The organism is Wandonia sp. (assembly GCF_984588085.1).
Genome location: NZ_CFIGVI010000007.1, coordinates 1 through 21,240, shown reverse-complemented (window position 1 = coordinate 21,240; position 21,240 = coordinate 1). Strand labels below are relative to the sequence as shown.

The following is a 21,240-nucleotide window of genomic DNA, read 5'->3' as shown; positions in this document are numbered from 1 at the left end:
CAACAACTTCATCTATGAAGTGTTGAGAATAAAACAAGCTAGGTAAAAATAAGTTTTTAACTTTAAGACAAAAAATTAGACTATGAAAAAACGTGTACTATTACTTTCAACACTTGTAGCATTAACTGGAGTGACTCAGGCACAGACCTGGTCATTTTCAGACGAAGCTACCATAGGAGGTGCAACACAGATGTTTGTTGTTGATTCAAACGCTGTAAACTATTCAGCCAGCACAGGAAGTGCTCAAACCTGGGACTATTCCCAATTAGGAGGCTATACCAGTAATGATAAAGTAATTGATGTATTGGATGCTTCTACAAGTCAACATGCTTCCAGCTTTCCTTCTTCTACATTTAATATGATTATTCCCGGATACATGGAGATGTTTTATACAGCTAATGCTTCGGAAAAACAAGGACAAGGTTTTGTATTGAATATTGATGGTGTAGGAGAAGCTATTATTGAATTCAATACAAACAATCAACATTTGATGAACTACCCGATGGCTTTAGGTTCTTCTTTAAATGATGCTTTTGAAGGTACTTTAGAAGTGATGGGAAATCCATCTCCTGCTTCAGGGGAGACATGGGTGGAAGCAGATGGAACAGGAACCCTGCTATTAGCAAACAGTACATCACATACTGATGTGATCCGAATAAAAACAATAGATACTATTTATACAAGTATTACAGTTGGTGTACCAATGCCGGTTACCATTGCACGTGAACAATATGACTATTACAAGTCAGGAACATCTACATTCCCTTTATTTAGTCATTCTCGATTCGATGTTATCAGTGCGGTATATAATGTATCATTCGGAGTTGTGTTAAGTTCGGTAAACCCATCTACTACAGTTGGAATTCAGGACACTAAAATTGCAGAAACAACTTTCAATGTTTTCCCGAATCCTTCAAACGGAAACTTCACAGTTTCTCTTCCTTCGACAGAAGACGCAAGAATTCAGATCGTTGATGCAGTTGGAAATATTGTAAAAACAATTCTTCCTGTCTCTACAGAGACTGTGGTTAACCTAACCACTGAAGCAAACGGAGTTTATTTTGTAAAAGCTTCTGCTAACGGAGATAGTAAGACAATGAAATTAATTGTAAGAAATTAATACATAAAACCCTTAAAAAAACGGGAGTGTGTAACACACTCCCGTTTTTTTATTCTCATATCGTTCCTTTTATCTTCGCTTTAGAAAGTTCCCATATAGGGTTACTTATGCTAAATGATGGTTGGCACAAACAAAAAAAGGTCAACGTAGCAGGTCGACCTTGATTTTGATTGGGAAAAATGTTCCTACTTAGAGGCTAAATCTCCACTTTGCTCAATAGAGTTAATACTACTACCGTATGCATCACATTTCGCCCCTTTTGTTCCACAAGATGAAACTAAAGTCGCCACAAAAATCCCTAAGAAAGCCAAGGCCAAAAACTTCTTCATATTCCTCAATTTAATTTTTAATTTGGTTGCTTGTTGTCAACAAATATACAACAAAAACAAAAACCGCCAAGAAATGTTTTCCACAATCAATTGATTACAATCGTGAATAAATCTATATTTAACACGTTATTTTACTATTGTGAAAATCATCGCTTACATAGCTTTTTTATTCATCCACTTTACTGTTATAAGTCAAAAAAAGTGGAATGTTACACTTATAGCAACAGACGCAAACAGTACTGAAGAAGTACTTAAAAGCTATACAACGAAAGACACTTCCAGTGTCAGGGATTATGTTACCAAAAAGCTCTTTTCGATCCGAAAAAAAAATCATCCTCTGGCCGGAATAGATCAAGTCAAACGGGATATAATTAACCAAAAATTAATTTATTACCTGTACAAAGGTCCTACATTCGAAAAACTAACGATACGTATTCTTTCAGAACAAAAGCAATTCATAAAAAGGGTTCCCGGAATCAGTGAGCGACTTTTGGCGCAGGTAGAACTTTCTTCCGTTGAAATTGCAGAGATCCAGTTGAAATTGTTACAGTTTTTCGAAAATAACGGCTACCCTTTTGCGAAAGTTTATTTTACCGATATACAGCTGGACACTCACTCTCCATCTGCTCAACTAAAAATTGAGACCGGTCCTGAAGTTAAATGGCATACAATACACCTAAAAGGCGACCCTAAAATCAGAAAATCTTTCATTCAAACTTATCTTGGAATCCGTGAAGGAGACTTGTACTCAGAGAAGTTATTCCGTCAAATTGCTTCTAAAATTGATCAGCTTGTCTATCTTAACAATGAGCAGGCTCCTCAAATTGCTTTTAGCAGTGAAGGAGCTGAACTCTATCTCTACTTAAAAAATTCTCCTTCAAGCTCTGCAAATGGGATTCTGGGTATACAGCCTAATGAAGCCGGAAAAGTAACTTTTACCGGAGATATTCAGTTACGACTCATGAACCTTTTGAAATCCGGGGAACAAATGGATTTATCATGGAAAAGTCTGCAAGCCGGAACACAGCAATTGGACATCGGAATTAATTATCCTTTTCTATTTAAAACCAATTTTGGAATTGAAGGAAATTTTCATCTTTATAAAAGAGACTCTAGTTTTCTCGAAATACAGGCTCAGGCAGGAATCAGATATTATATCGGAAAAGGAAGTTTTATCCGTGGATTTTATCGCTATGAAGGATCAAATGTACTCAGCGGAGCAGATAACAACCCAAATTTCAGTACAAGTGAAACGGTCAGGACAAACTTTTATGGAATAGGAATTATTCGTAAGAAAGTAGACTACCTACCTAATCCGACCCGCGGGCTTAATCTGGAATCAAATATTAGTTTTGGAATGCGAAAAGCTTTTCCTATTGACAGTACAGATATCGTAAGGCAAACCAACTCGACAACTTATAAATTCGATCTCGCTATTGAATATTTCATTCCACTTGGTAAACGGCACACCATCCGACTAGCCAACCTATCTCGCTTTTATATTGCCGATACCATTTATGTGAATGAACAAATCCGATTCGGTGGTCTGAATACACAGCGCGGGTTTGATGAAGAATCTCTATTTGCCACTACCTTCTCTCGTTTCACATTAGAATATCGCTTCCTATTAGATAAAAACTCACATCTATTCGCATTCTTTGATCAATCCATCTATGAAAATACCAGCAGAGATTATTATAAGGATACTCCCTATGGATTTGGTGTCGGGCTTGCTTTCGGAACAAAAGTAGGGACGTTCTCAATTTCTTACGCACTGGGAAGCCAGTTCGGGAATCCCATACAATTACGGGATGGAAAAATTCATTTTGGTTATGTAGCTTTCTTCTAGTTCTTTTTTTTCCTTACTCTTTGCTCTATTCTATTGGTAAGTACTCTAAAAAATAATTTTGCATCTGTTTCATTAAGTTTTCTCCCCAACCGTACTGTTTTCCCCTGGTACTCAAAAGAAAGATTCTCTCCACCAACTACCCAAATAGATCTTTCAAACTGAAAACCTAAATTGGATTCTTTGACCTCTTCTATTTTAACTTTAGTTATGTTCTCCAGAAAATAGGAATGAGCCTTACCATACGAGAAGATGGATCGTTTAATCATCAACACCTGATCATTAATCCGTATTAACTCTTTTCCTTTTAATTGCCATAATGTAGCGCGTCCAACCCGTACAAGAAAATACAACCAAAAAGATAGAAATACAATCAGTACCAATTTCTCTTCCCTCGTATAATCCTTAAATAAACTATAGATCACATATCCTCCAATCAATACCCAAACCGTTAACCAAGCCGATAAAAGATTATTCTTCCAGGTTACTTTCTCCGGGTAAATAACAAATGTTGTAATGCCATCTTTCCGATCCACATAGGATATTCGTTCTCCGATCCATTTCATACTCCAAAACTACTATTTATTTTTATTGGTATCTCAGATTTATCTGTGCTAGTAGTGAAGTTTTATACTAATAGAGAGATAAAAAAACGTCCTGAGCAAATCAGGACGTTTTCCAACTTTCAGTTTTATATTTTACCTGAGAATAGTAACATGTCCGTTAAACTGGTACTTTTTATCAGAGAAACCATCTGTTGCAGTTATTGTCCAGATGTAGACTCCTTCCGGAGCAGGTTCTCCATTTGCATAGTTACCATCCCATTCCGCATCAGCATTATGAGATTCCCAAACAATTTCTCCCCATCTGTTGAAAACAAGTAGTTCGAAGTTGTATACATCAATTCCGTCCATTACCACTTTCCACTTCTCATTGAATTTATCTCCATCAGGAGTAAACGTGTTCGGAGCAAAGAGCAATACATCACTAACTACTGAAATCTCCTTCGCTATTGAATCCGTACATCCGTATTCATTAGTAACAATCAAAGTAACAAGGTAATCATCTACAATTCCTTCTTCGTATTCTATCGTTGGCTCAATTTCAGTTGAGTTTGCCGGATCTGCATCATAGAATGTCCAATCCCATTGTACCGCGTCTCCGGAAGAAAGGTTTGTCATTTCAACAACAGGATCAAACATTGGCACTTTGAATGGCATCCAGGAGAAATTGGCACGAGGATAATCATACACATAAATCATATCCGTAAATACGGTGTCGTAAACACAACCTGCATTTGTTGTAATTGTTGCTTCAACATCATATACACCAGGAGTTTCATACACATGATATAGTGAGTTTAACCCTGATGCGTTTGCGCTATATCCATCACCAAATCTCACAAATACATTGTTCACTACTGAAGAGTTAGTCGTATTTATGAAATTAACTTCTACAGGATAACATCCTTCATTTATATCAGGAACCAAAACAGGAAATATATCTGTCGGCCATTCAACGATCACACAACCCTGTGCAACTGGAGAACCACAATTTTCTGATACTGTCACACAATATTCATTGTATGCCTTCTCAGGGTTAATTGTAAATGTTCTATGTGTACTGACAACAGCACCATCAAGCATCCATTCATAATTGTACACTCCATTTCCACCAGTTGCCTGCACCTCAAGCGTTACACTATTCTCACGACACTCTACTAAATCCGGTGTAAGAGATGTAATCTGAATCGGATTCGGCTCAACAATATCGAAAGCATCTGTAGCAATACATCCCAGTACATTTTCAACCACTACCTGATAGTTTCCGGGAACAAGATCCGTAAAGATGTTATTAGGCGAGAATGTCGCTCCTCCATCTATACTGTAATTAACACCATTGGTTGCTATTATCTCCACCGATCCGTTATTTGCAGAGTTACAGTCTACATCAGTAATGATCATGTTATCAATTGATACAGGTATAATGGTTACTTCTACCGATGCGGAAGACAAACAGTTTACCAAACCAATTTCATAAGTATATGTTCCCTCCTGCATTGTTGTCGGATCGTAAGGCATCTGAACAACATTTCCAGAAGGATCTTTCCATGTTCCACCTGTCTCCGCATCCGGTCCCAGTAATGGGAATAAATCAACTGGAGCACCATCTGCACAAACATCTATAGATGAATCATCTCCCGGATCACCCGGCTCAATGATTGTTACTGTCACTTCGTCTGTTGTAACACATAGCGGATGTCCTTCCGGATATACACTTAAAGTAAATGTTTCTGTTCCTGTTACTGTTACATTCGGATTCAACACAGAAGGATCATCCATGTTTGTTGGATCTGCCCAAGAGAAGATCAGGTTACCATTACTAAATGTTTGTAGTTGGGTAGTTGGTGTAGTACCTCCTTGTCCAGATTGGAAAACCAAGTTTCCGTCACAATCATATAATTCATACGAACACTCGGACGTCCACGACCCAGATGCATTAAACTGAACAGTAATTTCATCTCCGATATTCACAGGTATTTGTACCGTGTTTTGATCCCCTCCACTTGGAATAGTGTAGTTAGTCGATGTTCCTCCTACTCCTACAGTAATCGTATTACCATTCCATCCATCTCCAAAAGAATCTATCAACTCAAGCGTAAAGTTACAATTCTGGAAACCAGTTACAGATCCATCCAGCTGAACTTGTGCCACTCCGTTAACACCACACTGATCAAAGTCAAGCCCTGCATCTGCCTGTGGGTTATCATTAACCGTTATGAAAACTGTAGAGTCGTTCTGACACTCAAAATTATCAATGACCGTATACGTATATGGATAGGTACCTGGATTTGTTGGGGTTATTGTGATATCATTGTTGTTATTAGAAATAACAGCGTCCGTTGCAGGTGTATTCCAATAAGAATCTGTTGGTCCGTCATTTACTTCAATAGTAAACTCATCAATATCTTCATAGAGACTTGGATTAACATTGACAGAAAAACTAAATAACGTTCCATCGTCCGCGGACCAATTATCCGTAAACAAAACTGTCCATGTACCATTTAAAGGACAACCTAATAATCCTGTTAAAGGTTGAATGGATGCGTAATCTCCTGCTGGAAGAGAATTTCCTCCTGATGCTGCATCTACCCATGTCTGGGTTGCTGAGGGGGTAAAACAATAGGTATACCCAATTCCCTGAGTAGCAGGATCACTACAATCAACAGGAGTCCCATCATCAAGGGGTTCTCCAAGATAAGCACCACCACCACCTTGCTGATGCAACGTTACTGTCTGTCCGGTTTCACAGCGAACCTGAAGAACAAAGTCTCCCATAAAAGAATGCTCCAAATTGATACAAATACTTTCAAGATCACTAATGTTATCCAATGTAGCTCCTGCCACAAATCCCCCTAATTCAAGAGAATTAGACTGTATAACACCAACCTGAAGATCGTCTACACAACCGTCTTCTATATCAGTTGAATTCGGAAACCCTGTCCAGGTAACATCATACGTTTCCGGAGCTGCAGAAAGCGTAATAGATTCTCCGATACAAAGTTCAGCGGATGAAGGGAAATTTTGAAATGATGGAATAGGTGCAACGTAAATACGAAGAGATGATGAGTTTAAACTCTCACAACCATTTTCATCTGTAACCGTTAACTTCACCCTATACATTCCAGGTTCGGAGAAAGCGTGTGAAACAGATGGACCCGTTGCAGCAGTTCCGTCGCGGAAATCCCATTCGTAGCTAACAATATTAAATCCTGATGGAGAATACGATCCATTGTCCTGAAAAGTAAGTGGTTCGCCAATACATACAGCAACACTATCCAACGTTTCACCAACTACTGTAGCCAGTGCATAAGGAGGTGTACATGGAGGATCACATGAAACATTACCGGCAAATCGTCCCGTTCCTGAACCGTCAGAAATAAACCGGAAAGTCAAACACCCTGAAGTATTTCCGGCAGAAGCCTCATTAACGATTCCTTCCAACTCAAAACCTGTATAAGTCCCTACTAATGGAGCCGATGTGTTATCTCCGTCATAAACCATCATTACGTCATTTGAACTACCAAAAGGGTCAAGACTAAATAAGGTAAATTGTACATAGATATCATCCCCTGCTGATGGCGGACAAATAGTGAACGTTACATCTTCATTATTTGAATATCCCGGACCTCCCTGTCCCCCTGAGTCAATGATAAATCCATCACATGTATTAAATGTCTGATTGTTTGCTGCTGCGCCAACAGTTATTTCTGTTTGCGCAAAACTTGTTGAGTTCCCACTGAAGAACAATATCAGTGAAGTTATAATAAACGCGTTTGTCTTTTTACAAAAATGTAACATGATTGCCTAATGTTAATTCAAAATACGTAGTATAAACGTATTCTTACCTAGAATAGTTGCCAAAATTAAACAAAAAAAGATGTTTTTGTTACATTAAATTAATCCATAACTTGCATTGCTATACGCCAGAACCTACGTCATTAGCCACCGTGGTAGTTATTTCCTGGTCAAATATTTTTTTCATTCCACTCCGGTTTTTCGAAAAAAGGAACAATCTAGCCGTTATATGTAATAGAAAAATGACACATCTCCCAGAATCAGGACACTATAATTTTAGCTGCAATTTTTTCGATGCAATTAATTCCGTCTACTGCGGCGGATACTATTCCCCCAGCATATCCGGCTCCTTCCGCACAGGGATACAATCCTTTTATACGAATATGTTCCATTGTATTCCGGTCACGAGGAATCTGCACCGGAGAAGAGGTTCTTGACTCAGGGGCATGAAGGACTGCCTCGTTGGTATAGTATCCTTTCATTTTTTTTCCAAACGCTAAGAAAGCCTTTCGCAAGCGTGAGGAAAGAATATCAGGAAGAATCTTATTTAAATTTACGCTTTCCAGTCCCGGAATATATGATGTTTTCGGCAAATCTTCAGAGACCCGGTTTTCTACAAAATCAATCATCCTTTGTGCCGGTACTTTTTGTGATTTTCCCGCTGCCTCCCAACAACGTCTTTCTACTTCCCGTTGAAAATCCAGACAGATAAACGGATCATTTATATCTCCAGGTAAGTCTTCAGGTGCAACCTGAACAACAATCCCTGAATTGGAATAGGGATTATTACGCTTCGAAGGTGACCAACCATTCGTAACCACCTCTCCCGGTTCTGTAGCACAAGGAGCAACTATCCCCCCGGGACACATACAAAAGGAGTATACTCCCATTCCATCCACCTGTTCAACTAAAGAATAACTAGCCGGAGGAAGGAATTCATTCTCTGTTTCTCCATGGTACTGGATAGAGTCAATTAATTCCTGACTGTGTTCAATTCGAACGCCAATGGCAAAAGGCTTGGCTTTTATCTCTATTCCCTTTTTATGTAATAAATAAAAAATATCTCTGGCAGAATGTCCTGTTGCTAAAATAACATTAGAAAATAATCGTCGGGTACTCTTCCCTTCATGAGTATATTCCACTCCTTTGATTTCTTCACTTTCCACTAACAAATCCACTACTTTAGCGTCAAAATGGATTTCTCCCCCGCATGTCAGGATCTCTTGTCGGATTGCCTCTATAATTTTAGGAAGTCGATTCGTACCAATATGCGGATGTGCATCTACCAGAATATCAGGATCAGCACCAAAAGCGACTAACCATTCTAATACTTTTTTTACACTTCCCCTTTTTTTAGATCGCGTATATAACTTACCATCCGAATACGTTCCTGCACCTCCTTCACCAAAACAGTAATTCGATTCAGGATTAACAACATGCTCTTTGTTTATTTTTGCCAGGTCTCTTCTCCGGGATTTAACATCTTTCCCCCGCTCAAAAACAACTGGTTTTAAACCTGATTCGATTGCCTGAAGCGCAGCGAACAGACCTGCTGACCCAGCTCCTACTATACCTACTTCCGGCGCATCCGAAACATTGGTTCCATGAAAAACGGGAAGAACACTTTGGGGCTCATCACCGGATACAACAGCAAGTCTTAATTGAAACTTAACCGGCGATCGTCTGGCATCAATAGAGCGCTTTACAATACGTATTTCATTAATTTCTTCTACAGGTATACCAACTTCTTTGGCTGCAATTTTTTTAAGTTTTACCTCATCTACAACGACATCGGGTAATACATTGACCTGAATTTCATGAATCATTATCCTTCAAAGGTTAAAGAGAACCAAACTACCCGATTATAGACTTTATCAAATGGCTTTGACAACCGGGTATTATCCTGATATAAAGAATTGACAATACTGTGAGACATTTTGACTTCAAAACCAAACTTAAAATACGGCAAAAAGAAATCCACCCCAACTCCGATCTGTCCCTGAAAGTCATGCTTTTTCAGTTTAAGGTACGGATTCGAAAAGATTTGAGCAACATCCTGTTTTGACTGAAGATCTATCGTATACTGAACTCCCCCCACAAAATAAGCTGCAAAATTATTATAGCGCAACGTCCTGTATTTAATCAGTAGAGGGAAATCGAGATTCGTCGATTCTATCTTTCGTTGAATCATTTCATCTTCTCCATTGTCATCAATGAAATGATAATTTACTTCACGCTCGATAAATGACAAGGAAGGAATGATCCGTAAACTGACCGTAGGGTGTCCTAATTTGAAACTTGAAATTATCCCCAGATTAAAACCGGGGTAACTTTTTGTTGTAAAATTTACCAACCCCGGAGTCAGTGCTGTATTGGTTGTAGGGATAACATACAGATCAGCTGTATTCAACCCTAACATAAATCCAAAATGAAACCATCTCCTATCAAATTTTCGATAGTTCGGTGTTTTTAAAGTCTGCCCGATTCCCGTCAGGTAAACAAGGATCAATAGTATTGTAACCAGTGTTCTCTTCACAAGTGACTAACGTTAATTTTGTTCAATTATTGAACTTTCTTCTGCAATAAAGATAAGACTCTTATACTTTTTCTCCCAGGTAAATCGTTGCAATTCCACCTGAAACAAGATAGGTGCGAATATTTTTGTACCCTACTTTTGTCAGAATATCAACAAATTCTTGTCCTTCCGGAAAAGCTTCCACCGACTCAGGAAGATACGTATACGCCGATTTATCTTTAGAAATCATTTTTCCGATAAACGGGATCATGTAACGGGAATAGAAACCGAAAGCCTGTTTCACGGGAAATTTTTTGGGCTTCGAAAACTCTAGTATTGCAGCTGTTCCTCCTTTACTCAATACGCGTAGCATTTCTCCCAATCCTTTTTCAAGGTTCTCAAAATTTCGTACGCCAAAACCAACTGTTATTGCATCAAACTCTCCCTCTTCAAAAGGAAGCGATTCGGAATCTCCCAAGGTCATAGAGATAATATGATCGACTTTGCGTTTTTTCATTTTTTCACGCCCCTTCTCCAGCATTCCCCGGCTGATATCCAGTCCGACAATTTTCTCAGGATTTAACTTTAGTGCCTCCAGAGCAAAATCCCCCGTACCTGTCGCTATATCCAGAATCCTTTTCGGGTTCCCTTTACGAAGTAATTTCACTGCCTTCTTTCGCCACAATTTGTCTATCCCCATTGACAAAAAATGATTCAGAAAGTCATATTTAGCTGAAATATTATTAAACATCTCAGCAACTTCCTCTTTCTTTGATTTGTCTTCAGCACCATAGGGCTTAACAACTTTTTTCTCTTGTCCTTTTATCTCTTCGCTCATAACTTAACCTACCATCGTATGACCAGATGGATATTTATAATGCTTACTAATAACTTCTTTTCCTAATAAAAATGCGAGCGTTAATGTTCCTACACGTCCAATGAACATCGCTACAATAATCACTATTTTTCCAGCAGGAGTAAGGTCCTGTGTAATCCCCGTACTTAACCCTACTGTTGATGCTGCCGAAACATGCTCAAACACAATATCCATAAAGGTAAACCTGCCCATCTGCAATGATTCTAACTCCGTTATAGACAGAATAAACGGACCTATAAGGTTTCCCAAAATAAAGAACATCAATATGGAGTATGATTTCATAACCAACTCACTGGAAATGGTTCTTCTGAATAATTCTGTGTGTGATTTACCACGTATTGTAGAGACTACAGATGCCAGCAACACCGCAAATGTCGATGTACGGATACCCCCACCCGCAGATCCTGAAGAAGCACCTACGAACATCAGAAACAGAAAAAAGATCATCGTTGGTAATGCCAGCTCAGAAGTATCTACAATATTAAAACCTGCATTTCTGGTTGTCATTGACTCAAAAAAGGAGGTAACCACTTTCCCAAATCCCTTTTTATCTGCCAATGTATTATTGTATTCTGCGAAGAAAAAAACGATGGCTCCAATCAGAAGCAGGGCTAATGTGTAATACAGGGAAATTTTTGTTCCAAACTCAATTGTTTTCCACGGAGTTTTCATTCTTTCACGAAGTTTTCGCGGTTCGAAAAGATCAAACAAGTAGATCATTCCAAACCCTCCCAGAAAGAACAGAACCAAAACAACAATATGATACAGTGAATTGCCTATGACTGCTCCATTCATCATTCCACCGGGAAGTATTGATAATCCGGCATTATTAAACGCAGAGATGGAATGAAAAACAGAATGAAACAAACGAACTTCTGTATCACCATATACACCCACCGGTTCTACCAACATAAAGAGTAAAAATGTTCCTGCAATTTCAATACCTAAACTCCAGACGAATATTTTACCGAACATGGTTCCTGTATTCAGTAAAGAATCCTTGTTTACAAAATCTTCCAGAATTTCGTGATGTTTCAATCCCACACCAAACTTTGCTATTAACAGGTATAATGCTCCAAAAGCAATGGTGTTAAGCCCTCCCAACTTGATCAAAAACAAGACAACTACCTGCCCTTTGAAGGTAAATTGAGTTGCCAGATCAACGGTTGTTAATCCGGAAACAGATGTAGCCGATGTCGCTGTAAAAAGAGCATCAATAAAACTCATGTCATGGCTTACAATGGTCATTTCAGGAAGCATCAATAAACTGGTCCCAATGAGAATTATCGACGCAATTGAAATTGTGAAAAGTAACCCCGGATGGACTTTCAACCAGGGCTTAAAAGACCTGTTCTTAATAATCGTTGTAATAACATACACGAGAAAAAAGAACTGGATAAAGAGCTGAGCATTGGTTGCCATTCTCCTTAATCCCAGCCAGGAAAGCACCTCTGTAATAATAAGATCCCCGGTTATATTGTAGAATACACCTTCTACAATAAGGATCATTAAAACAATAAATTCGAAAAGATTATCCCGTATGAGTTGTTTGGGATTGTAATCGTATACTACCCTAACGAGGAAACGGATAATGTAAAAAACAAAAGCATATTGTATCCAGTCAATTAAAGCAATGGCTTCTTCCGGTGAATGCGGAAACCCATAATAATAAATCAAAACACCTATTGCTCCAAGTGAAACAAAAACATGCAAAAATCGAAATAGTCTCAGGACACGATCTTTTGAATCGTACAAAGCTAAATTAACTCGCTCCCTGAGATTTCGTATCATACCTTAATTAATTTGTCGGCTTCACGAATAAGCTCTTCCTTATCGATAGAAACTACCCCCACTTTTTCGCAAACCAGTCCTCCCGCAAGATTCGCGAAAGAAGCAATTAATTCAACCGGAACCCCAACTGTGTAACACAATGTTGCCACACTGATAACTGTATCGCCCGCTCCGGAAACATCCGCTATGTTTCTGAGATGTGCCTGTATATAATGCTTTTTCTCTTTATTTTTGATAAAAACACCATGTTCGGAAAGCGTTACAAACGTAATCGTGTTGTTCAGTCGTTTTTCAAGTTTGTTCACCGCGTCTTCAAACTCCTGACCGGGTCGAAACTGGAAATCAATATTGAGTCCCTCTTTCAACTCTTTGAGATTGGGTTTGAAAAGTGTTACGCCCTGATAAGCAAAAAAATTATCTTTCTTAGGATCAACTGTCGTGGGAATTGACAATAATGCTGCCAGTGCAATCACTTCTCGAATTACCCGTTCAGTAAGAATTCCTTTATTATAGTCCTCGAAAATAATGGCATCAATTCCCGATTCACAGATCGCTTTCACTCTTCCGATAAGCTCAGTTTCTTCATCTGAATTAACCGGATTGGTTTGTTCTTGATCAATTCGCAACAAATGCTGATTATTTCCAATCACTCTTGTTTTTACCGTTGTGATACGATTCGTTGACCGGACAATTCCTGCCACTGACATTTCCTGAAAATGCATCAATTCCAGTAAACGTTCTCCTTCCCTATCTTCTCCAATTACAGACGTTAATATCGGAACGGCTCCAAGAGCTGCAATATTAAGCGCCACATTAGCAGCTCCCCCCAAACGTTCTTCGTGTTTACCAAAGCTAACGATAGGAACCGGGGCCTCCGGAGAAACACGACTCACCTTTCCCTGAAGATAGGCATCAATCATAACATCTCCAATAACCAGAATTCGCTTTCCTTTGAAAGACTCTACTATCGTTCTGCTGTTCATCTAACTTAGTTTTTCCAGGGCTTGTTTCATTCGTTTCATTGCTTCGATCAATTCTTCTTCAGCCGCCGCATAAGAAATTCTAATACAATTCGGATTACCAAAGGCTTCTCCTGTCACAATGGCAACGAGACCTTCCTGTAAAAGATACATAGCAAGATCCGTAGCTGAATTGATAGCCGTATCGTTAAATCGCTTCCCGAAGAAAGAGGATACATCAGGGAATAAATAAAACGCTCCTTCCGGAATGTTTGTTTTCACTCCTTCTATCTCATTCAGTAATCCCAAAACAAGATCTCTCCGTGATTTAAATGCAGCAACCATGTCTTTCAAAACAACAGGATCTGCTTCCATTGCAGTAATTGTAGCGCGTTGGGTAATAGAGCAGGTCCCACTAGTAAACTGCCCCTGAATTTTTTCACAAGCTGCCGCTATTTCCTTGGAGGCAGCAATATAGCCAAGACGCCAACCTGTCATTGCCCAGGCTTTTGACACACCATTTACGGTTATAACCTGATCTTTTATTGAAGAAAATGTAGCCAGACTAGTATGTCCTCCACTAAAATTAATGTGTTCATAAATTTCATCTGAGATCACAAAGATACCAGTATCTTCAATCACCTGTGCCATTCCTTTTAATTCATCGAAAGAATAAACTGATCCTGTGGGGTTACAAGGAGAAGAGAAAATCATCAACTTTGTATTATCTGTAATGGCAGCACCTAATTGTTCCGGAGTGACCTTAAAATCATTTTCAATTCCTGCCTCAACAATTACCGGAACTCCTTCGGCCATTTTTACAATCTCTACATAAGAGACCCAATAAGGAGCGGGAATAATCACTTCATCTCCTTTGTTTACCAGACTCATTACAACATTTGCAATACTTTGTTTTGCTCCTGTCGAAGTAACAATCTGTGAAGGTTCATATGTAAGATTGTTATCTCTCTTAAGTTTCCGACAAATACTTTCGCGTAGATCAAGGTATCCCGCTACTGGTGTATACTTTGAAAAGTTATCATCTATCGCTTGTTTTGCAGACTCTTTGATAAAATCAGGCGTATTGAAGTCTGGTTCCCCTAACGAAAGGGAGATGACATTTTTACCTTGTGCTTTCAATTCCCGGCTTAGTCTGGACATGGCCAATGTTGCCGATTCTTCCATTGCTCTTAGGCGATCTGATAATACGTCCATATTTGTGAAACTATTTATTGGGACAAAACTACGAATATTGTTGAATCGTTTCCCGATTTTACCCGGAAAATGAAAGGTGCTAATTCTGTTACTTTTTACGAAATGTGTATTAATACATTTGAAAAGTTATTTTTGTGATTCAAAATGCGAAAACTATGGAATACCTATTTTATACTGTGTTGATTATTGTTCCTGCCGGAATTGTTTTCGGAACAGCTTATTTTTTCATGAAAAAATTAACCGAAAAAGAGCAACATTCAATAGCTCTTGAGCTCCGTAAAGAAAGACAAAAACATATTCTTCCGGGGCGTATTGATGCCTACCAACGGTTGGTGTTACTAACGGAACGAATTTCGCCAAACTCACTTGTTATGCGTATCCACAATCCCGGGATGCCCGCACGACAACTTCAGGGAGAATTACTTAAAACAATTCGGGAAGAGTTTGAACACAATGTTGCACAGCAAATTTTTATTTCACCCAAAGCATGGGATGTAGTAAAAAACAGCAAAGAAGAGATCATTAAAATCATTAATATGGCAGGAAATCAGATGGGAGACAGTGCAACCGCAACTGATCTGGCTCAAAAAATATTTGAAATTTCTTCTGAAATCACACCACTTCCGACAGAAGTCGCTGCACACTATCTGAAAGAAGAATTACAACAACTCTTCTAGTATATAGGATAAAATTATCTCTATTATTCTACGATCAGGATTTCGACTTCGTCTTCGACATGAATTACATCTCCAACGCGAAGTTTTGCCCGGATGCGGGATTCTGTTTCACTATTCAACGAAATAATTCCATCCTGGATCAGTAATTTGGCATGCCCACCCGTTTGGGCAATTTGAAGAATCTTAAGTAATTTATTTAATTCGATAAATGCTTCTCCTCGAAGACTAAATTCAATTTTTTGCATCTTTCAGTTGTCCTATATAAAAGTTCATAACGGCTTTTGCATCAGCGAAAGCATTTCCTTTTCCGCTGTGCAGACTTTTTTCTATCTGCGAAACTCGATGTGAAACACCTTCCGTTTGGTGAAAATTATCTATCAGCATTTCTTTCAGTGTTTCTCTAAACCAAAACACTTCCTGATCCAACCGGTTCTTTTCAAGGTATCCTGAAATAGTCATCTGATTAACAAATGATTCAATAGCCTCCCATATCTCGGAAATTCCTGTATTCGTATAGGAACTACATGTCATTGCTTTAGGTATCCAACCATTTTGATTGGGAGGAAACAAGTGCATCGCATTCTTATACTCATTTCGGGCTCTTCGAGCATTCACCTCATTTTCTCCATCAGCTTTTGTTATGACAAGAGCATCAGCCATTTCCATGATTCCTCGTTTAATTCCCTGAAGTTCATCTCCTGCCCCTGCCAACATCAGAAGCAAAAAGAAGTCTACCATTTCTTTCACCATGGTTTCTGACTGGCCAACACCTACCGTTTCTATGATGATAACATCATAACCAGCCGCTTCGCATAATAGGATACTTTCTCTTGTACGTTTGGCAACGCCCCCTAATGAACCACCAGATGCTGTCGGACGAATAAACACTTCCGGCATCAATGCCAGATTATTCATTCGTGTTTTATCGCCCAGAATACTACCACCACTCCGCTCACTACTTGGATCAATAGCCAGAACAGCTACCTTTTTTCCTTTTTCAACCAGTTCCTGACCAAAAGCTTCTATGAATGTACTTTTTCCTACTCCCGGCACTCCCGTTATTCCAATCCGTACAGACTTCCCCGGGCTTGATCTGATTATATCCAACATCTCCAGAGCCTGCTCATGATCATCACGACGTGTGCTTTCAACAAGCGTTAATCCTCTGCTCAAAGCCACCTTATCACCGTTTATTATTCCCTTTGCTAATTCATCAGGATTACGACTCAGGTGTTTCCTTCGTTGTTCCAGCCACTCTTTTTTTCTCTGATCATCCAAATCAAACCGGTTTTGAACAAAAATACAATTAAAGCCGGAAAAACATCTGTAACGACTGATTAATCCTGTCCGTTTTTACCCACTATATCATTTCAATTTGTTAAGATTTCTCATTATATTTAGTGCAAAATGACTGAAATATGCTGATAGAAATAAATCCGAATAACATGGACAGCCGCTTGATTCAACAAGCGGTTAAGCTTTTACAAGAAGATGGTATCATTATTTACCCTACAGATACGGTATACGCTATTGCTTGTAGTCTGAAAAGTAAAAAAGGGCTGGAAAAACTGGCAAAGCTCAAAAACACAAAATTGAGCAAGGCTAATTTCTCTTTGGTATTTAATGATTTAAGCCTTTTATCAGATTATGTAAAACAATTCGATCGTTCTGTTTTCAAATTACTGAATCGTTCTCTTCCCGGACCCTTTACTTTTATTCTGGAAGCAAATTCTTCCGTACCTAAATTGTTTGACAGTAACAAAAAAGAGGTTGGAATTCGTATTCCCGACAACGAAATTGCAAGAGAAATTGTACGCGTATTAGGTGAACCTCTCGCTACAACTTCTTTACATGATGAAGAAGATGAATTAATGGAGTATTTTACCGATCCTTACGAGATCTACCAACGTTATGACGAGAAAGTCGATATGATTATTGATGGAGGCCCCGGAAGATTATATGCTTCTACAGTTGTCAATTGTACCAACGGTGATACAGAAATCATCCGTCAGGGAATTGGTGAATTAGAATTATGATTGTAATACTGGATGCCGGAAGCTCGAAGACAAAGTTTATTCAGGAGATTTGTGAACACTATTATCCCTGTAAAACAATCGGGTTTCATGATTTCACCGAAGATGATATTCTAAATGCGGAAGGAGTTATTATCTCCGGAGCTCCTATTCTGTTATCCGAGGTAGATACATTGCCTTATCTTCAAAAAACAAATTGGCTGGACGACTATAATCTTCCTGTACTCGGAATTTGTTTTGGTCATCAACTAATAGGTATTCACTTTGGAGCTTCAATTTCCCGACAACTTGAAGATAGGGGGAAACAGGAGATCGCCGTTTTACGACATACCCCATTATTCGAAGACCTGGATACGCAATTCATAATGCAGGAAGATCATTGTGAGGCTATAAGTATTCCCCCCGGTTTTGATCACAGCGCTACATCAGACAGTTGTGTAAATGAAGGAATGTATCATAAAAACAAACCCATTTTCGGAGTTCAGTTTCATCCTGAAGTATCTGGTGAAAATGGCATGATTTTTTTACGCAATTTCACTAAACTTGTAGCGCTTTACAAGGATAAAAAATAGATTGATGTTATTAAACCGGCTCTGGATAGGTCTTTTTGTTGTTGCTTTCATTACAGCCTCTATAAAACTCTTAGGCTTTGGAGATACTCAGGTTTTCAAGTCGATTGTTGATGCTATGTTTGACAGTTCCAAAACAGCTTTCGAACTTTCCTTATTTCTTACTGGAGCATTATGTCTGTGGATGGGCGTAATGCAAATCGGAGAAAAAGGAGGTGCTTTACATTACCTCACACGAGCTGTTTCTCCTCTTTTTGAGAAACTTTTCCCGGAAATACCGAAAAACCATCCGGCAGTAGGAGCCATGATGATGAATTTCTCTGCTAACATGCTGGGATTGGATAATGCTGCAACTCCTCTGGGCTTAAAAGCAATGAACCATCTACAGGAGTTGAATCCGGAAAAAGAGAAAGCATCCAATGCACAAATCATGTTTTTGGTGCTCAATACTTCTGGGCTTACAATTATTCCGGTCAGTATCTTAGCTTATCGTATGGCTGCCGGCTCAGAAAGTCCTGCAGATGTATTTCTCCCCATACTTTTAACAACATTCTTTTCTAGTATGGGCGGCTTATTATTTGTAAGCATCCGACAAAAAATCAATCTTCTCCATCCCGTTATCCTCGCCTATTTAGGAACCACAACCGCGGTAGTTGGAAGCTTAATAGCCACTGTTATTTATTTCCCTGAATATACTGAAGTCATTAGTAACGTAGGAGGGAATGTGCTGTTGTTTGGGATTGTTACTACTTTCATTTTACTCGCTGTTCGCTCGAAAATCAATGTCTATGAAACGTTCATTGATGGTGCAAAGGGAGGATTCGATGTAGCTATTAAAATCATTCCTTTTCTGGTAGCAATACTTGTAGCTGTAGCTGTCTTCAGAGCATCAGGAGCAATGGAATTATTGTTTTCCGGAATCAGGGAAGCTGCAGTCTTCATGGGAGTAAAATGTCTTGCCTTTGTAGACGCTCTCCCTACAGCTTTTATGAAACCTTTCAGTGGAAGTGCCGCCAGAGGTATGATGATGGATGTATATGCTAATTCCGGTGTGGATTCATTTGCAGGTCGTTTAGCATCAGTTTTTCAAGGGTCTACAGAAACAACTTTTTATGTTCTTTCCGTTTATTTTGGCTCTGTCGGGATAAAAAATACCCGATATGCAGCCGGAGCAGGTTTATTTGCTGATTTTACCGGTATAATTGCCGCAATAATATTAACTTCAATATTCTTTACATGTCTTTAGTATGTTAAATTGGTTTAGAAAAAAAAGAGGCTCCGGAATTACGCGAAAAGGGAAACGACATAAAGTTCCCATGAAGCCACTGGAGTATTCACCTAAAATAATTTTAGCGTGGACAAAAGCGATTGAGGGAAATGAAGATATTCAAAGCTGGTTAGCTGAAAATGGTTTTGAGGAACTAGCTGTATCAATATGGGCTTTAAAGTTAAAACAGGATGCCCGTGACTGGTTGATGGAAAACGGATTTCCGCATATCATGGCAATGATCAATGCAGCTGAGGGAAACGAACCTGCAAGAAAGTGGTTAAAAACCCATAACTTTATTCTTTTCTATAATATGGCACTGGCCATTGATGGAGAAAAAGAAGGTTATCAATGGATACAGGCAAATTCCACTCCGGATATTTTCTTATTGACCCAGGCAATGAAAAAGCTTAAAGACAATATTGAAGAAAACCATAATGATATTCACAAGTTTGGAACAGACTAAATAAGCAATGGCAAAAACAATAGAGAAACATGATCTGGCTCATTTTGGTAGCCTGGAGTTACTTGCCAAACAAGTAGTAGAAGGATTTATCACGGGACTTCATAAAAGTCCTTTTCATGGATTTTCTGTTGAGTTTGCTGAACATCGTCTTTACAACAAAGGAGAGTCTACTAAACATCTCGACTGGAAATTATTCGCACGAACCGAAAAACTGTTTACAAAAAAATATGAGGAGGAAACGAATCTACGCTGCCAACTTGTATTAGATACAAGCTCTTCTATGTGGTTTCCCATTAACGAAGAAGTAAACAAAATTCAATTTTCAATCTATAGTGCTGCTTCTTTAATAGAACTATTAAGACGTCAAAGAGATGCTGTCGGATTGACAACTATCTCTGATAAAATCAACCTACATACTCCGGCTCGTAGTTCTGTTGCGCATCATCGCTATTTGTACGTTGAACTGGAAAAATTGTTCAGAAACTATTCCGAAGGGAACAAACATACTACGAACTATATCGAGAGACTACATGACGTTGCCGAATTATGTCATAAAAGAAGTCTCATTATTCTGTTTACAGACCTATTAGAGAAAAAAGATAAGATTGATCAACTTTTCGGAGCCCTACAACATTTACGACACAATGGACATGAAGTGATCCTATTTCATGTATATGACTCGAATTACGAAGTACAGTTCAATTTAGATAACCGTCCCTACACAGTGGTTGATATGGAAACCGGTGATCGCATGAAAATTCAACCTAACGAAATTAAAGAAAAGTATTCTCAAGCAATAAAAGCGTACTTTGAAGAAATCGAATTGCGCTGCAAACAATATTCTATCGATCTCATCTCTTCAGATATCCATGCCGGATATGAACAAATACTATTTCGTTATCTGGTAAAAAGGAGTCGAATGTATTAAAAATCATTTCACTATTCATTCTTGAAACTTCACTACAAGCAACAGACGCTCTTTTCTAATTCCCAATAGGTTAAGACGTTCGCCAAACCTAAACCTATCCTAAAGTTCAGAACTCTTCGGTACACAGACATCTAGTATTATTTCCGAATAAGAATTAAATCCCCACTAAATTAGTATCTCAGGAAGCAATAATTCCCCCATCAGTCCGCCCCTATCCAATAAACCTAACAAAGTTAATATATAACAAAAAAACCCCTGATCAAAACTGACCAGGGGTTCTTAAAAGTGGC

At 38.7% G+C, this 21,240-nt stretch carries 19 protein-coding genes; 8 read left to right on the top strand and 11 right to left on the bottom strand.

Annotated features, from left to right (window positions below; genetic code table 11):
- The first annotated feature begins 82 nt into the window (after positions 1–82).
- Positions 83–1,120, top strand: coding sequence for a T9SS type A sorting domain-containing protein (locus tag AC4PL9_RS04335; RefSeq protein WP_491603550.1), 1,038 nt, complete (start codon positions 83–85; stop codon positions 1,118–1,120).
- A 185-nt stretch (positions 1,121–1,305) separates the two neighbouring features.
- On the opposite strand, the gene AC4PL9_RS04330 is transcribed toward AC4PL9_RS04335, so the two are convergent.
- A complete protein-coding gene (locus AC4PL9_RS04330; protein ID WP_343786312.1) occupies positions 1,306–1,449 on the bottom strand; it encodes a hypothetical protein in 144 nt (47 codons plus the stop codon).
- Positions 1,450–1,588: 139 nt separating this feature from the next.
- Between AC4PL9_RS04330 and AC4PL9_RS04325 the strand changes: the two genes are divergently transcribed.
- Positions 1,589–3,298: a BamA/TamA family outer membrane protein gene (locus AC4PL9_RS04325; RefSeq protein WP_491603549.1), complete on the top strand. Its 1,710-nt coding sequence runs from the start codon at positions 1,589–1,591 to the stop codon at positions 3,296–3,298.
- Here AC4PL9_RS04325 and AC4PL9_RS04320 read toward each other — a convergent pair.
- From AC4PL9_RS04320 to AC4PL9_RS04285, 8 genes are all read right to left on the bottom strand, one after another.
- Complete coding sequence (locus AC4PL9_RS04320) at positions 3,295–3,861, bottom strand: hypothetical protein (protein ID WP_491603548.1); 567 nt, start codon at positions 3,859–3,861, stop codon at positions 3,295–3,297. The two genes, AC4PL9_RS04325 and AC4PL9_RS04320, sit on opposite strands and share 4 nt — an antisense overlap.
- A 132-nt stretch (positions 3,862–3,993) precedes the next feature.
- Complete coding sequence (locus AC4PL9_RS04315) at positions 3,994–7,656, bottom strand: PKD domain-containing protein (RefSeq protein WP_491603547.1); 3,663 nt, start codon at positions 7,654–7,656, stop codon at positions 3,994–3,996.
- Between the two features lie 257 nt (positions 7,657–7,913).
- On the bottom strand, positions 7,914–9,479 hold the full coding sequence (locus tag AC4PL9_RS04310) for an NAD(P)/FAD-dependent oxidoreductase (RefSeq protein ID WP_491603546.1): 1,566 nt from the start codon (positions 9,477–9,479) through the stop codon (positions 7,914–7,916).
- Positions 9,479–10,189: a type IX secretion/gliding motility protein PorT/SprT gene (gene porT / locus AC4PL9_RS04305; protein ID WP_491603545.1), complete on the bottom strand. Its 711-nt coding sequence runs from the start codon at positions 10,187–10,189 to the stop codon at positions 9,479–9,481. Before porT ends, AC4PL9_RS04310 begins: the two co-directional genes overlap by 1 nt.
- Positions 10,190–10,250: 61 nt before the next feature.
- Entirely contained in the window at positions 10,251–11,006 is a 756-nt protein-coding gene (ubiE, locus tag AC4PL9_RS04300) for a bifunctional demethylmenaquinone methyltransferase/2-methoxy-6-polyprenyl-1,4-benzoquinol methylase UbiE (RefSeq protein ID WP_491603544.1), read from the bottom strand.
- Between the two features lie 3 nt (positions 11,007–11,009).
- Positions 11,010–12,836, bottom strand: a complete 1,827-nt coding sequence (locus tag AC4PL9_RS04295) for a TrkH family potassium uptake protein (protein WP_491603543.1) — start codon at positions 12,834–12,836, stop codon at positions 11,010–11,012.
- Positions 12,833–13,819, bottom strand: coding sequence for a bifunctional heptose 7-phosphate kinase/heptose 1-phosphate adenyltransferase (locus AC4PL9_RS04290; protein WP_491603542.1), 987 nt, complete (start codon positions 13,817–13,819; stop codon positions 12,833–12,835). Before AC4PL9_RS04290 ends, AC4PL9_RS04295 begins: the two co-directional genes overlap by 4 nt.
- Positions 13,820–15,010: a pyridoxal phosphate-dependent aminotransferase gene (locus tag AC4PL9_RS04285; protein WP_491603541.1), complete on the bottom strand. Its 1,191-nt coding sequence runs from the start codon at positions 15,008–15,010 to the stop codon at positions 13,820–13,822.
- Positions 15,011–15,165: 155 nt separating this feature from the next.
- Between AC4PL9_RS04285 and AC4PL9_RS04280 the strand changes: the two genes are divergently transcribed.
- On the top strand, positions 15,166–15,687 hold the full coding sequence (locus tag AC4PL9_RS04280; protein WP_491603540.1) for a DUF7935 family protein: 522 nt from the start codon (positions 15,166–15,168) through the stop codon (positions 15,685–15,687).
- A 23-nt stretch (positions 15,688–15,710) separates the two neighbouring features.
- On the opposite strand, the gene AC4PL9_RS04275 is transcribed toward AC4PL9_RS04280, so the two are convergent.
- Positions 15,711–15,932 carry an RNA-binding S4 domain-containing protein gene (locus AC4PL9_RS04275; protein WP_491603539.1) on the bottom strand — a complete coding sequence of 74 codons (222 nt, stop codon included), beginning with the start codon at positions 15,930–15,932 and terminating at the stop codon, positions 15,711–15,713.
- Positions 15,919–16,965 (bottom strand): methylmalonyl Co-A mutase-associated GTPase MeaB, encoded by a 1,047-nt coding sequence (gene meaB, locus AC4PL9_RS04270; protein WP_491603538.1) that lies wholly within the window; start codon positions 16,963–16,965, stop codon positions 15,919–15,921. Before meaB ends, AC4PL9_RS04275 begins: the two co-directional genes overlap by 14 nt.
- Before the next feature lie 140 nt (positions 16,966–17,105).
- On the opposite strand from meaB, the gene AC4PL9_RS04265 reads away from it, so the two are divergent.
- From AC4PL9_RS04265 to AC4PL9_RS04245, 5 genes are read left to right on the top strand one after another with little or no spacing between them, the layout of a single operon-like run.
- Positions 17,106–17,723 carry an L-threonylcarbamoyladenylate synthase gene (locus tag AC4PL9_RS04265; RefSeq protein WP_491603537.1) on the top strand — a complete coding sequence of 206 codons (618 nt, stop codon included), beginning with the start codon at positions 17,106–17,108 and terminating at the stop codon, positions 17,721–17,723.
- Positions 17,720–18,292 carry a glutamine amidotransferase-related protein gene (locus AC4PL9_RS04260; RefSeq protein WP_491603536.1) on the top strand — a complete coding sequence of 191 codons (573 nt, stop codon included), beginning with the start codon at positions 17,720–17,722 and terminating at the stop codon, positions 18,290–18,292. Before AC4PL9_RS04265 ends, AC4PL9_RS04260 begins: the two co-directional genes overlap by 4 nt.
- 4 nt (positions 18,293–18,296) lie before the next feature.
- Complete coding sequence (locus AC4PL9_RS04255; protein WP_491603535.1) at positions 18,297–19,535, top strand: nucleoside recognition domain-containing protein; 1,239 nt, start codon at positions 18,297–18,299, stop codon at positions 19,533–19,535.
- 1 nt (position 19,536) lies between these two features.
- The gene (locus tag AC4PL9_RS04250; RefSeq protein ID WP_491603534.1) at positions 19,537–20,022 is read left to right on the top strand and encodes a hypothetical protein; all 486 of its coding nucleotides are present in this window, start codon (positions 19,537–19,539) and stop codon (positions 20,020–20,022) included.
- 7 nt (positions 20,023–20,029) lie between these two features.
- Entirely contained in the window at positions 20,030–20,950 is a 921-nt protein-coding gene (locus AC4PL9_RS04245; protein ID WP_491603533.1) for a DUF58 domain-containing protein, read from the top strand.
- Positions 20,951–21,240: the final 290 nt, after the last annotated feature.

What these genes read in the sequence shown, in the direction of transcription:
- AC4PL9_RS04335 (WP_491603550.1), top strand. Translation starts at nt 83, where the DNA reads ATGAAAAAACGTGTACTATTACTTTCAACACTTGTAGCATTAACTGGA.
- AC4PL9_RS04330 (WP_343786312.1), bottom strand. Translation starts at nt 1,449, where the DNA reads ATGAAGAAGTTTTTGGCCTTGGCTTTCTTAGGGATTTTTGTGGCGACT.
- AC4PL9_RS04320 (WP_491603548.1), bottom strand. Translation starts at nt 3,861, where the DNA reads ATGAAATGGATCGGAGAACGAATATCCTATGTGGATCGGAAAGATGGC.
- AC4PL9_RS04315 (WP_491603547.1), bottom strand. Translation starts at nt 7,656, where the DNA reads ATGTTACATTTTTGTAAAAAGACAAACGCGTTTATTATAACTTCACTG.
- AC4PL9_RS04310 (WP_491603546.1), bottom strand. Translation starts at nt 9,479, where the DNA reads ATGATTCATGAAATTCAGGTCAATGTATTACCCGATGTCGTTGTAGAT.
- ubiE (WP_491603544.1), bottom strand. Translation starts at nt 11,006, where the DNA reads ATGAGCGAAGAGATAAAAGGACAAGAGAAAAAAGTTGTTAAGCCCTAT.
- AC4PL9_RS04295 (WP_491603543.1), bottom strand. Translation starts at nt 12,836, where the DNA reads ATGATACGAAATCTCAGGGAGCGAGTTAATTTAGCTTTGTACGATTCA.
- AC4PL9_RS04290 (WP_491603542.1), bottom strand. Translation starts at nt 13,819, where the DNA reads ATGAACAGCAGAACGATAGTAGAGTCTTTCAAAGGAAAGCGAATTCTG.
- AC4PL9_RS04285 (WP_491603541.1), bottom strand. Translation starts at nt 15,010, where the DNA reads ATGGACGTATTATCAGATCGCCTAAGAGCAATGGAAGAATCGGCAACA.
- AC4PL9_RS04280 (WP_491603540.1), top strand. Translation starts at nt 15,166, where the DNA reads ATGGAATACCTATTTTATACTGTGTTGATTATTGTTCCTGCCGGAATT.
- AC4PL9_RS04275 (WP_491603539.1), bottom strand. Translation starts at nt 15,932, where the DNA reads ATGCAAAAAATTGAATTTAGTCTTCGAGGAGAAGCATTTATCGAATTA.
- AC4PL9_RS04265 (WP_491603537.1), top strand. Translation starts at nt 17,106, where the DNA reads ATGCTGATAGAAATAAATCCGAATAACATGGACAGCCGCTTGATTCAA.
- AC4PL9_RS04260 (WP_491603536.1), top strand. Translation starts at nt 17,720, where the DNA reads ATGATTGTAATACTGGATGCCGGAAGCTCGAAGACAAAGTTTATTCAG.
- AC4PL9_RS04255 (WP_491603535.1), top strand. Translation starts at nt 18,297, where the DNA reads ATGTTATTAAACCGGCTCTGGATAGGTCTTTTTGTTGTTGCTTTCATT.
- AC4PL9_RS04250 (WP_491603534.1), top strand. Translation starts at nt 19,537, where the DNA reads ATGTTAAATTGGTTTAGAAAAAAAAGAGGCTCCGGAATTACGCGAAAA.
- AC4PL9_RS04245 (WP_491603533.1), top strand. Translation starts at nt 20,030, where the DNA reads ATGGCAAAAACAATAGAGAAACATGATCTGGCTCATTTTGGTAGCCTG.